Origin of the sequence: Bombilactobacillus bombi, assembly GCF_013607485.1 — a bacterium.
Classification (GTDB): Bacteria; Bacillota; Bacilli; order Lactobacillales; family Lactobacillaceae; genus Bombilactobacillus; species Bombilactobacillus bombi_A.
In genome coordinates this window covers 74,775-88,256 of sequence record NZ_SCHP01000001.1, presented here as the reverse complement: position 1 = coordinate 88,256, position 13,482 = coordinate 74,775, and the positions used below count along the sequence as shown (strand labels likewise).

General features: G+C 36.0%; 10 protein-coding genes. 3 read left to right on the top strand and 7 right to left on the bottom strand.

Annotation, left to right across the window (positions count from 1 at the left end; genetic code table 11):
• From menD to EQ827_RS00345, 6 genes are all read right to left on the bottom strand, one after another.
• Positions 1-1,710: a 2-succinyl-5-enolpyruvyl-6-hydroxy-3-cyclohexene-1-carboxylic-acid synthase gene (menD, locus tag EQ827_RS00370; protein ID WP_181189007.1), complete on the bottom strand. Its 1,710-nt coding sequence runs from the start codon at positions 1,708-1,710 to the stop codon at positions 1-3.
• 6 nt (positions 1,711-1,716) lie between these two features.
• Positions 1,717-3,018: an isochorismate synthase gene (locus EQ827_RS00365; RefSeq protein WP_181189006.1), complete on the bottom strand. Its 1,302-nt coding sequence runs from the start codon at positions 3,016-3,018 to the stop codon at positions 1,717-1,719.
• A 136-nt stretch (positions 3,019-3,154) separates the two neighbouring features.
• Positions 3,155-4,153, bottom strand: a complete 999-nt coding sequence (locus EQ827_RS00360) for a D-2-hydroxyacid dehydrogenase (RefSeq protein WP_181189005.1) — start codon at positions 4,151-4,153, stop codon at positions 3,155-3,157.
• Positions 4,154-4,261: 108 nt separating this feature from the next.
• On the bottom strand, positions 4,262-5,167 hold the full coding sequence (locus EQ827_RS00355) for a DMT family transporter (protein ID WP_181189004.1): 906 nt from the start codon (positions 5,165-5,167) through the stop codon (positions 4,262-4,264).
• Between the two features lie 311 nt (positions 5,168-5,478).
• On the bottom strand, positions 5,479-6,888 hold the full coding sequence (locus EQ827_RS00350) for a basic amino acid/polyamine antiporter (RefSeq protein WP_181189003.1): 1,410 nt from the start codon (positions 6,886-6,888) through the stop codon (positions 5,479-5,481).
• A gap of 94 nt (positions 6,889-6,982) precedes the next feature.
• The gene (locus EQ827_RS00345) at positions 6,983-7,750 is read right to left on the bottom strand and encodes a dimethylarginine dimethylaminohydrolase family protein (RefSeq protein WP_181189002.1); all 768 of its coding nucleotides are present in this window, start codon (positions 7,748-7,750) and stop codon (positions 6,983-6,985) included.
• Between the two features lie 426 nt (positions 7,751-8,176).
• On the opposite strand from EQ827_RS00345, the gene EQ827_RS00340 reads away from it, so the two are divergent.
• Positions 8,177-9,295, top strand: a complete 1,119-nt coding sequence (locus EQ827_RS00340) for an aminotransferase (protein ID WP_181189001.1) — start codon at positions 8,177-8,179, stop codon at positions 9,293-9,295.
• 320 nt (positions 9,296-9,615) lie between these two features.
• On the opposite strand, the gene EQ827_RS00335 is transcribed toward EQ827_RS00340, so the two are convergent.
• Positions 9,616-11,046, bottom strand: a complete 1,431-nt coding sequence (locus tag EQ827_RS00335; protein ID WP_181189000.1) for a C69 family dipeptidase — start codon at positions 11,044-11,046, stop codon at positions 9,616-9,618.
• A gap of 192 nt (positions 11,047-11,238) precedes the next feature.
• Here EQ827_RS00335 and EQ827_RS00330 point away from each other — a divergent pair, with 192 nt between their 5' ends.
• Positions 11,239-12,498, top strand: coding sequence for a nucleobase:cation symporter-2 family protein (locus tag EQ827_RS00330; RefSeq protein ID WP_309109316.1), 1,260 nt, complete (start codon positions 11,239-11,241; stop codon positions 12,496-12,498).
• Between the two features lie 65 nt (positions 12,499-12,563).
• Complete coding sequence (gene scrK, locus EQ827_RS00325) at positions 12,564-13,439, top strand: fructokinase ScrK (protein ID WP_181188998.1); 876 nt, start codon at positions 12,564-12,566, stop codon at positions 13,437-13,439.
• Positions 13,440-13,482 lie beyond the last annotated feature (43 nt).

Here is a 13,482-nt window from a genome sequence, read left to right as displayed (position 1 = left end):
TTAAATCCTTAAACTAGCTTTGATTTTTTGGCTGAGCTGATGCTCGATAGAAGTTAATTGGTTGCGTTGAGTATTCAATTCTACCAGGGTTATGCCCTGCGGCTTTTGGCACAACAGCTGTTGTAATTCTTGATAATTAGTACAGTTAATATAACGAGTTTGATAAAATTTGGCCAGAGCGGCTAATTGCAGATTTTGGGGTGTGCCAAAAACCTTTTCAAATTGATCAGCTGCTTGAACTTGTGGTAAAAAGGAGAAAATTCCACCGCCATTATTATTTTGAATAAGAATGGTCAAATTTAAGTGATATTTTACCCCCATCATTAATCCTGTTAAGTCATGAAAGAAAGCTAAATCCCCAATATATAAATAGGCAGGACTGCTCTTAGCCGCGGCCATCGCCAAAGCCGTTGAGTTTACACCGTCAATGCCATTTAACCCCCGGTTGCCAAAGAGTTGAACACCAGTCTGAAAATGGCCGCTAAATGCCTCTATTTCTCGAATGGGTAAAGAATTACTGATGAATAATTGTGCCTGAGAAGGTAAGTTGGCACTGATAGTTTGCGCGATTTGTGGTTCATTGAAAGACTTGTATTGTAAGTTAAGCTCTAAAAGGTGCTTTATTTGCTGATCTAATCGTTGCCAGCGCTGCAGCCACTGCGGGGAAGCAGGCTGTAAGTTTAATTTTGGCAAAATGGCCGCCGGACTAAGGGGTAAAGCCATGGTAGTACTCAAGGTATCATCTAAATAAGCACGATTACTGTCGAGATAAATAATTGGCAAATGGATCTGTCGCAGCCAAGTAGAGATTTCCGCTGCTACTAAAGTGGCACCAGTACGCAAGATCACCTCCGGATAATAATCGGTTGTGAGCTGTTGAAAAAATTGGCAAATCCATTTTCCTTGAGTAATAGTTTCTGGATAACAGCGCAAGTTGCTGAGAGGGTCAGCAATGAGCGGCCAGTTCATTTTATGGGCAAAAGCAACTAGAGCTTCTTGTTCGGCATCTGTTCCTATTTGCGGTCCTGCTACAATCAATCCGCGTTTATTTTGTAGTTGATCCTGCAAAGCTTGTAAAGCTGAAGGCGTTATAGTAGTTGATAAAGTCAACGACTGTGAAGGATGAAAATCTGAAAAGTCGGGATTTAAGTCGGGCATTAAGGGCTTACGCAAGGGCAAGTTCAAGTGTACGGGGCCTTCAGGACATTGTAAGGCAGTTTGAAAAGCCTTTTTTATAAGATAATGGGAATACTTAATTTCTGCTTTTTGATTTTCTAGATCAATCGCTGGTAAATTCCAAGCCTGCTTAACTTGGTGATGATAAAGATCTACTTGTTTAAGTGTTTGGGCGGCACCGATGTCTTGTAATTCAGGCGGACGATCAGTTGTTAAAATCACTAAGGGGATATTGCTTGCATAAGCTTCACAAATTGCTGGATAATAGTTAGCCGCCGCAGTACCGGAGGTACAAACTAACAACACTGGCTGCTTTTTGACTTTGGCTAGACCCAAGGCAAAAAAAGCCGCTGAACGTTCATCCACATCAACATATAAATTAATTAAATCCTGATCTTGCATTTTCCCTAATAGTATTGCTATAGGCGTAGAACGTGAACCTGGCGATAAAATTACATCTTTTAAACCTTGCTGGAATCCAGCTTGTAAAATGGTCATGATTTGTTGCGTTAATGCTTTTTGAATGGGCTGCATTATAATTTACTCCTTTGGTGTTTGAAATGCTGACAAAATTGCCTGAAATTTTTTAGCAGTTTCTTGAGTTTCCGTATTGATTTGTGAACCCGCCACAATGCCTGAGCCAGCAAATAAGCGCAATTGGAGCGGTGTTAGTAAAGCGCTGCGGATACCGACGGCAAATTCACCTTGACCATCAGCAGCTAAATAACCAATAGGAGCGCCAAACATTTCGCGGGCTTCACTTTCGGATTCTTGAAGCCAATTTAAAGCTGAACTTTTTGGTATACCGCCTAAGGCCGGGGTTGGATGTAATTTTGCTAAAATACTAGCTACATCCATATTTCCGCGGGCTTGAATGGGTGTATAAAGATGTTGAATAGTGGCTGTTGTTAAAATTTGCGTCTGGGCAGAGACTTCAACTTGCAAATGCAATTGCTGCAAAGCTTGTTGCAGCCAGTTGCTGACAAAAGCATGTTCCTTTAAATTCTTAGTATCATGTAAAAGCTGCTGTTGAAGCTGTTTATCTTGGCTTGGTGTCGTACCCCGACGAATACTGCCAGCCACGGCAGCTGTTTGTAATTGCTGGTGGTTGATGGCCAAGAGTCTTTCTGGTGTAGCACTTAGAAAGGCTGTTGTGTGATCTTGAAGAAGTACATGATACACTTGCGGCTGACTTTGGCGTAATTGTAGCCAAATAGCCTCGGAAATGGCAGGAGGAATTTGGGCAGTGGCAAAACGTCCAAGCACAACTTTTTGTAGTTTATTTTCAGCAATAAGTTTAAGGACTGCTTGGAGTCGTTGTTGATAAGCCGAAACAGCTAACTCTTTAAAGTTAGATAAATTATAAGACTGTGCTGCTAACGGTGTTATTGCTGTAAGTTGTTGTGTAATAGTTTGTAGTTGGACTTTTAAGGCAGTAAAATCTGAGCCAATGGCTGTTAAAGAGGTCTGACTAGGTGTTTGTTCAATTATAATTTGGGGAATCCAGAGGCGGCCATTATGTAAATTCTGCCAATATGAATTAGGGACAACAGTTGTTAGAAAAGGAAAACCGCCTACTACTTTTAGATGGGCAGCAGTTTTTGCATCCAAATTAACAATTTGGTGGCGGCCCTGATTTAAGAGCGTATTTAAGTCTGCAAAGCTAACAGCTTTTTGAGGTGAAATTTGTATAATTTGGCCGCAGCCGAGCAATAGATAGTCCTTGGAAGGATTTTCCCAGACAAATTTTAATTGTGATCCTTGCTGGTGCAACCAAGCAAGCAGTTGTTTTATCGGTAGGGGATTAAGGATTTTTGTTTGGATTAATAATTGTGGTTTCAAAGTAGTTTCCCTCTAAATAATTAGTCAAGATATTAAATAAGGAGACTGGTCCAATGTCTGGTCCCAGCCTCCTTAATACTAATATTTTACTAATAAATTTACTACTAGCCAATTGATATGCTTAGAACTGTAAGTTCTAGTTGAATTTAACTAGGTTATCAGGCTTTTCGCCCTTAATTAATTGAACGTTTGAGTTATGGGCAATTTCAACCATATTTTTAACCGCTGTTTGAGTGTAAAAGGCTGTATGTGGGGTAACAATGACATTTTTACGCTCTAAGAGGTTTTCTAAACGTTTGTCAGGGAATTGTTTGCCTTCCCAGTTTTCATTGAAAACACCTACTTCGTTTTCGTAAACATCTAATCCGGCAGCTCCAACTTTACCACTATCTAGGCCGCGAATAAGTGCATCGGTATCAATTAAGTCACCACGAGCAGCATTTACAATAATAACGCCATCTTTCATCTTGCTAATGGAGTCGTCATTAATCATATGAATGTTTTCTTTGACAGAAGGTACATGCAAGGTAATGATGTCAGCTTTTGCATATAATTCATCTAAGCTATCAACATATAAACCTTCTTTTTGTAATTGAGCATTAGGGTAAATATCATAACAAACAACTTTAGCACCAAAGCCCTTAAGAATGTCGATAATAACACGGCCAATATGACCTGTACCAATAACACCGACAGTTTGCATCCGCATTTCTTGACCAATTTCTGGAGCCCAGCGTAAATCACGTTTAGCAATTTTGGCAGTATATTCAGGTTCCCGACGTAAAAGCCGTCCCATTGTCCAAATCACGTGTTCAGCAATGGCATTTGGAGAATAAACAGGAACGTTAGTAATTTGGAAATCTAATTCTTTAGCAGCTTCCATGTCAATATTGTCAACACCAACATTACGTAAGGACATTTTATTGATGCCAGCATCATGTAAAGCTTGCAAAGTTTCACGAGTATATGGTTTTTGTTGGTAAACAACTACACCATCAGCACCCTGAGCTTTTTGAGCAGATTCTGGAGTTAAAAGTTCATGTTCTATCTGAACCTCAACTTCGGGATGAGCTTGTTCCCAATTTTTTAAAGCAGGCATTTCGTCATCACGAATGCTATAACTAACAATTTTCATACTGTTTCCTCCTAAAGTAAAAATAATCTCGTAACACCACTCTTTATTTTAATACTATCTGAAAACGAGTTCAACATTTACTTGAAATAAAAAGATGGCCTCAGGGGCTTATTTATCGGAAAAGCGGTTTAATAGATAGATTGATAGCACTACCAAACAGGCACCTAGAATTTCTGTAAATGAAAAGTGTGCTTGAAAAAAGATTACACTTAAAACGAAAGTGACAAAAGGCTGGACAGCATCAGTAATGCTGACAATTGCTGAAGACACATATTGGGTCGCAGCAATCATAATTAAAAATGCTAATAGAGTACCCAAAAGAATAATTGTTCCTACACCTAAAGCCGCTTGTAAGTTAAAGTGCGGCGGTAGCTGCCAAATGGGTCTTACAAATTGGGAAATAATGCCGCTTAAAAACATACCCCAGCCTGTCACTTCTAAAGGAGAATAATCCATCCCCACTAAGAGTTTGGGGAAAATGATATATAAAGCGGCGGTGAGACCTGAAAGAATACCCCAAATGAAAGCGTCAAAAGGGATTACTAAGTGGTGTATGTCACCCCTAGTAATGAGTAAAAAAACTCCAATTAAAGCAATTCCAAAACTGATAATGTCAATTTTACTAGGAATTTGACGCATAAAAATCAAAGTTCCCAGCAAAATGAAAAGTGGACTTAAATATTGCAAAATTGTGGCGGCAGCAGAATTTCCTAGCTGTACACTATAAAAAAAGGTATACATATTGCCTAATAGACCTAAAAAGACAAATAAAAGCAATAGAAAAATACTTTTTCCATTATGAAAAATCTGAAATAAATTACGCCAGCCTTTTTTGCCAGCGACAATTAACAACAGAATAATCCCCGTAATTAAAGTTCTAGTACCAATAAACCAAGTTGCCGGTACAGTAGTGGATTGTGCTACAAATTGCATTACTGTACCAGAAATACCCCAAAGCATTGATGCAATAAGCGCTAAAAGTGCGCCCTTGCGGCGCATTTGTTTTGAATTCATAAAATACCTCCAGTTAATCATTTTATTACAATTTGTGAAGGCTTGCATTAAAAAAACTTCTTTGGGGAAGTTAAAAATATACTAGTTGATGATTAAGCTTACTATATATATACTCTATAATTAACTCTAATAGCATTAATCTAAGAAAACAAAAATGATTCCTAGAAAAATGATAATTATTGCAATAGACATTAATAGGAATCATTTTTAGATTAATTATATTTTTAATATAGCTAATTACAGTGTAGTAGCACTTTTATTAGCTTATAAAAATCGCTGTATTGAATTTATTACTTTCATTTTTAGAGGTATTATACATTGCTTATTATTCTAATTATTGCGTAAACAGAAAATAACATAATAACGGCAAAGATTATCTTTTCAAATGGTTTAAAAATAATTTCGCGATTGCTATGTTTAACATAAATAAACATGATAGCTCCTAATAAAATACATAAAATGGTTAACAGAAAATAAAAAATTCCTGAAGCATAGATTAACCAAATAAAATATAAAATGGAAATAGTTCCAATAAATAAATTTTTTGTTCTTTTTTTATCTTTTTTTTCATACCATGTAAATTTGCATTGGTATAATGCCACACAAATATAAGATAGAAGAATAGTTGCAGATGATATTTTAGATAAAAGTGAGTATGCTTGATCTGTAAATAAGAAACTTATTAATAAAAGTTGAACTAATAAATTAGTGATAAATGTTGCGTTATTTGGCATTCCATGTTTGTTTTCTTTAGTAAAAGTTTTTGGAAATAACTTGCGTGTTCCTGCCTGATAAGAGACTTCTTCTGCTAATAAAGTATTGGATATCCATGCCCCAAATATTGTAATAATAACTCCTAAATTAATAATAAAAGCACCAGGTTTACCAATGATCTTTTCAAGAACATATCCCATAGCAGGATTAGGCAAATGTTGCAACTGAGTCCGAGTCATTACTCCAAACGAGAGAACTGTTACCAATGCATAGATTAAAGCTACTGTACCAAATCCTAAAATAGTAGCTTTTCCAACGTCACTAGCTTTTTTAGCTCTTCCAGAGAAAACAACAGCTCCTTCTACACCAATGAAGACCCAGACAGTTGATAAAACAGTACCTTTTAATTGTTTTAACACACTTGAAAATGGATGACTTTGCTTAAATGTTCCCCAAAAATCATAAAAAAATATATGACTATTAAATACTAATAAAATGCATACAATAAATAAAATTATCGGCACTAATTTCGCAATCATTACAACGGTATTAAGTAGAGTAACTTTATTTAAACCACGTATAATTAAATAATGAATTATCCATAAAACAATTGATGCTCCAATAATAGATGCAACATTTTGACCGTTACCAAAAATCGGGAAAAAATAGCCTAACGCGCTAAATAGCAATGTTCCGTAAGCAACATTACCAATAATTACAGAGACCCAATATCCCCATACGGAGTTAAATCCCATATAATCTCCGAACCCTTCTTGGGCATAACTAAAGATGCCTGCATTAAGATCAGGCCGCTTGTTACTTAAATTCTGCATGCATAAAGCCAGGGATCCCATTCCTATTCCAGTAATAGTCCACCCAAGGATTGTGACTCCGACTGAAGCAGTAAGTGCCATTTCTTTCATTAAATTAAATATTCCAGCACCGACAATTGCACCAATAATCAAACCTACTAAAGGAATGACTCCAATTTTTTGATTGTCACTCATTTTTTTCACTTCCTAACAAAATTGGAATACTCAACACATAAAAATATGTCAGCATTCCAATATTCAATGAACTATTTAACTAAGCACATATGGATTAAAATCTTAAAGATAGACAGCTTAATCCACCATCAATTTTTCTAAATTCTGAAGTATCGACAATTAATACTTTATAGCCTAATGCTTCAATTTTCTTCTGAACTTTTGGGTAGCCTTCAGGAACTAACACGTAGTCATTAACCCAAATACAATTTGCTCCATATGCTTCATCAGGATCAATCTCAACTTTATTAAAATCAGCAAAGCGTGGATCGTTTTTAAATTCACCCGCTACTAAAAGATTATTATTTTCTAAATATGCCAATCCTGTTTTTAAATGTAATACTTCTTTTAATGGCACTGTTTCTCCTGATAAGCCGTACTTTTCTAATATACTAATCATTTGATTAGCGCCTTCTTGATTTGTTCTTGCAGATAAACCAATATAAAAATGATCACCTACCATCATGATGTCTCCGGCTTCAATAGTTCCAGGTTCCTTAATTTGTTCTACATGAGTATAAAAATGATGTAAGGTTTTAATCATATCAGGCAAAGCTGCTTCTTCTCGACGGCTAGAAGCCCCCGGTCGAGTGATAATTGCACATTTTTTCGTACATAATGCTACGTCTTCTACAAAACAGGAGTCAGGAAATTCATCTTCTGGTTTTAATACAGTAACATCTACTCCTGCCTTAGTTAAAGCACTAACATAGTTTTCATGTTGAACTAACGCTTTTTCATATATAGGTTTACCCTCATTAGCACTAGTAATACCATCAGAAACATGTTTGGATGGGATACGAACAATTACATTTTTAAACATTTAAATTCCCCTTTTCCTTTTTATTTAATCCACTGTAAGTATACAATATGCATAAAACGTTTTCAATAGTAAAATTGTTTATTATATAAAATTAATTTTTATAGTACATTGTAATAATTAACATGTTTTGAGTAGCTAATTATTATGTGATTTAAGATAAAAAGGATTTATAAAAAAAAAAAAATAAATGTTTTAAAAACCTTGTATCGAGAATCTAAGTATTCTACATAATGTCAGATAATATAAAAATGAGGGATAAAATAAACCACTATTCTTATAGTTGATTTTTGTTTTGATTTCATCAAGAACCTAATGAGAACATTTAATATGTTGTGCAAGCATTCACAAATATTAATGTTTATAAGAAAAGGCTTGCAATTTTCGCTTGCATGTAGCTATCATATAATAAAAAGGAGGGCGATTATTATGAAGATTGCCGAATTTGGCGTTGAATCATGGTTGAATGAATGGGAAAAATCTGCAAAATATGATATTTCGCAAAGTACAATATCTTCTATGACAATAAATGAATTATTTGCTGATAATAATGATGATTATCAAACATTTCTGAAAGATTTAGGACAGTCTAAAATGAATTATGGTTGGATTGAGGGGTCTCCTAAATTTAAAGAGCAAGTTTGTGAATTATATGATAATGTTCAGCCCACGCAGGTATTACAGACAAATGGAGCTACGGGTGCTAATTACTTGGCTTTGTATTCCTTAATTGAACCAGGTGATCATGTGATAAGTGAATATCCGTCCTACCAACAATTATATGATATACCAAAATCGTTAGGAGCTAAAATTGATTTTTGGAATATTAATGAAGCTGATAATTGGTATCCTAATATTAATGAATTAAAACAATTAATCCGTCCCAATACTAAATTAATTTGTTTGAATAATGCTAACAATCCTACAGGAACATTATTAGACCATGAGTTTTTACAAAAGGTAGTTGAAATTGCACGATCAGTGGGTGCATATGTTTTAGTTGATGAGGTTTATTTACCGTTAGATGATACTGATAGTTTTACTTCGATTGTCGATTTGTACGAAAAGGGGATTTCAACAAATTCTTTATCGAAAAGCTATTCTTTTCCAGGCATAAGAATTGGATGGGTAGTAGCGAATGAAGAATTGAGTGATAACTTTAGAAAATATCGTGATTATACAATGATTTGTGGGGGTGTGTTTAATGATTTGTTAGCTACATATATATTACAGCATCGAAATCAAGTATGGAATCGTAATCGAAAAATAGTATTAAATAATCTTCAAATTTTAAAAAAATGGGTAGATCAAGAGCCACGTGTAAGCTGTGTTTTTCCTCAAGCAGTTTCTACTTCTTGTATCAAATTAGATATTCCTATTTCAACAGAAGAATTTTGCTTACGCTTGCTAAAACAAACGGGTGTCCTTTTGGTTCCCGGCGAGCGCTTTGATTTGCCAGGCCATGCGCGTTTAGGGTATTGTACAGATGAGGATACTTTAAAGATAGGATTGGCAAAACTTTCAGAATTTTTAAGACAATATGACTAGGTATTTCTACACCTAATCATATTAAGGAGTTAGTATGAGCTTTGATGGTAAGACTTTTGTATTTCTTACAAAAATTAAGACGTTAAATGTAGAACAATTTTTTCTAACCTTTTTAAAATTGATCACTATGGATTTCTTGTAATAATCTCAATAAAAATTTTAATTTGGGATACTATTTACTTATAAAACCCCATAATATTAGTTGAATTTTCCTAATATTATGGGGCTTTATATTGATGTTTAAAATATTAAATCTCGATGAACAATAAAACTAAAAACTTATAGTAATACCAATAAGATTTATTTATATTAATTTTTTCCTACAAATTCTTGTCCATATTAAAAGTCAGATGTGATAAGTTAATGCCTTGAGTCATTAAATCACTCATATATTGTAAAGTTTGCTGGCGATTTTCTTGGACTAATTTTTGGTTTTGGGCAGTTAAAAACTGAGTTAATGCTGGGCCTTGATATTTAGTTGCTGCTTTATCAGTTTTAGCTACTGCTTGGCGAAAACTGCGCCGGCATTCTGTTAGAAAATCAATATTTCCTTGGATAAAGTCTTTGTAGTGGGATTCTACCAAAACTGACATACCTTTATACAACCAATAAGCATCTTTTAAGTTAAAAGTCATGCTTGTATCATTAAAGGACGGATCTGTCTCATTCATATTAGTGTAAAAAGGTAAATAAGGTGAAAATGTTGGATAACCCAAGCAGAGCCACATAATCGCGGCGAATTCCGCGGGCACGTCATTGCGAATTTGTAAAACATGGGAATTTTGCGTCCGATTTAATCCAATCGGTCGATATAGGTATTTTGTATGATTGTCGGCAGACTGCAAGGGATCATATGGAGTCTCATTATAATGTGAGCCCAAAACATACTCAATATCATCGACAGAAATTTTATGAGTAGTCCGACAGATAAAAGGCAGTTCACCATCTTCAGGAGTTTGAGAAATTTCGGGGTTAAAGTATCTTTGTCCGAACCAAACCCGAGGATTATTATAATGGCGGTCTTTTTGGTTATCAGTACCAAAGATATGACGGAAGTTCCAGCCTTCAGCGTCTGTATTGAGGTGATGTTCACTAACAAATTCTTGAATATTGTCAGACCACATGAAATCTTGAGGATTGTCAAAATCAACCTGCTGAATGGAAACCCGGTTGGCAGCTATTACATAAGCATCATCAGGGATACGCTGGGCTACCCAGTGATGACCCGTTACGATTTCCATATACCAGACGTCATCTTTGTCACTAAATAACACTGAATTGCCTGCCGGCGAACCATATTTTTGAATGAGTTCACCAGTTCTTTGAACGGCAGCTCTGGCAGAATCTACATAAGGTAAGACCATCCGTACAATACAATCTTCATCGAGGCCATCTTTAACCAATGGATCATATGCTAAGGCACGCTCATTACCATAAGTGCTTTCAGTAGCTGACATGGCAACATTTTTGGTATTAATACCACTTTCGTCATAATAACCTTCGTGCTGGTAGTCAACATTAGGTACTCCCGGCCAACCATAGCTCTCAGCAGGCACTGGTGCTTGAAAGCCATTAAGCCAAGATTTAACTACTTGATCTTTGGCATTAGTGGTTGGTTGATGATATTCAAATTTATGGGGAGCAACTGCATGAAAAGTATCGTCATTGCGGGCAATCATTGTAGAGCCGTCAAGCGACGCTTTTTTACCTACTAAAATAGTAGTACAGGCTGATAATTTTTTCTGTGGCACAGTAAAAATCCTCCTTAAGATTATTAACTTCAGTTTACCATAATTTTATAGGAAACTAATGAAAGTTTGATTGTGACAAAACACGAACATTTTTTTAATTTTCCTCTTTAAAATTCTGCTTTTACATGTTATTCTAGTAAACATAATTTTAAACTTGAGGAGGATTATGTTTTGGAAAAGCAGCAATCAGTGATGAAGACTGCCGTATTAGGGCTGCAGCATTTGTTGGCAATGTATTCAGGCGATATTTTAGTACCACTGTTAGTGGGGGGAGCACTGGGCTTTAATGCTCAACAAATGACCTATCTGGTTTCTGCTGATATTTTCATGTGTGGTGTGGCAACACTGTTGCAGATTAAACGTACGCCATGGACCGGAATTGGTTTACCAGTAGTTTTGGGATGTGCAGTGGAGTATGTAGCACCATTGCAGCAAATTGGCAAAACTTTAGGACCGGGATATATGTACGGAGGCATTATTGCCGCGGGAATATTTATATTTTTAATTTCGGGAATTTTTGCAAAATTACGGCGTTTTTTCCCAACTTTGGTAACTGGTTCATTAATCACTTTAGTGGGTTTTACTTTAATTCCAGTAGCCTTTCAGAATATTGGTGGTGGCAATAGTACTGCTAAGGATTTTGGGGCGCCTATTAATTTGATTTTAGGTTTAGTTACAGCGCTAGTTATTATTTGTATTAATATTTGGACACATGGATTTATCCAACAAATTTCTGTATTAATTGGTATTATTGTAGGAACTGTTGTTGCGATGTTACTAGGGCAAGTAGGTTTTGCTCCAGTCAGTGCGGCTCACTGGTTTCAAATTCCGCAATTGTTCTATTTTGCAACGCCTAAATTTGAATGGTCTTCGATTGCTACGATGATTTTGGCGGCTTTAACTTGTATGATTGAATCAACCGGGGTTTATTTTGCCTTAAGTGAAGTTGTAGGCGCTGAACTTGATGAAAAGGATTTGGCCGAGGGTTATCGTTCAGAAGGGCTAGCGGCTATTTTAGGTGGGTTATTTAATACTTTTCCTTATTCTACTTTTTCCCAAAATGTGGGTATTGTGCAGCTTTCAGGTATTAAAACATTAAAACCAGTTTATTATTCAGCTTTCTTCTTAATTATTTTAGGTATGATTCCTAAAGTAGGCGCAATTGCTAACCTAATTCCTACCTCAGTTTTAGGCGGAGCGATGTTAGTAATGTTTGGTATGGTCGGTGCTCAAGGTATTAAGATGTTAGCAAGTGTTGAGATGACCACTAAAAACTTATTAGTAATTGCTGTTTCAGTGGGGATTGGTTTAGGAGTGACATCTCAGCCGCAACTATTTCACTTTTTACCCGCTTCGGTACAGACTATTTTAAGTAACGGGATGGTTATTGGCAGTATGACAGCGGTAGTGATGAATCTTTTGTTAAACGGTACTGCTTCTGAGCAAAAATAGCTTGCAATTAAGGGTTTGAATAATATAATCAATTTGTGAATAGATTAAAAAGTGAGGCAGAGATTATGTTATTAGGAAGTGTTGAAGGCGGCGGAACTAAGTTTGTTTGTGCAGTCGGTAATGAAGATTACCGGGTCTTGCACAAAACGCAATTTCCCACCACGGATCCACAAACCACTATTAAAAAAACTATTGAATTTTTTCAGCAATTTCCAGATTTAGCAGCTTTATCCATTGCATCCTTTGGGCCGCTGGAATTGCAAAAAAACAATCCGCATTATGGTTATATTACTGATACTCCTAAGATTAAATGGCGTCAGACAGATTTAGTAGGGCCTATCAAAAAGGCATTAAATATTCCTATATATTTTACAACGGATGTTAATGCATCAGCCTATGGGGAATATGTCACTTCTCAATTGTATAATGAAAAAATTGACTCATTAGTTTATTATACAATCGGCACAGGAGTAGGTGGCGGAGCTGTTTTAGATGGTAAAATTCTGCAAGGAATTGGTCATCCTGAAATGGGACATACATTTTTAAAACGGCATCCCGATGATTTAGAATTTGCCGGCATTTGCCCTTATCATAAAGATTGTTTGGAAGGATTAGTTGCAGGGCCGACTTTTGAAGCCCGCTTAGGCATCCCTGGACCGCAAGTTCCTAAGGATCATCATGTTTGGGATATTATGGCTTATTATGTAGCTCAAGCTGCTATCCAGCAGACAATGATTTTGCGCCCGGATAATATCGTCTTTGGCGGCGGTGTGATGAGTGAGGAATTTTTGAATAAAGTAAGGCAACAATTTGAGCAATTGTTAAATAGTTATGTTCATGTACCTGATCTGAACAAGTATTTACAAATGCCGCGAGTTAAAGAGAATGGTTCTGCAACTTTAGGCAACTTTGCTTTAGCTTACCGGGTTAATGAAGAATAATAAAATGACCTTGCAAGTTAGATTTAAGCTGACTTACGAGGTC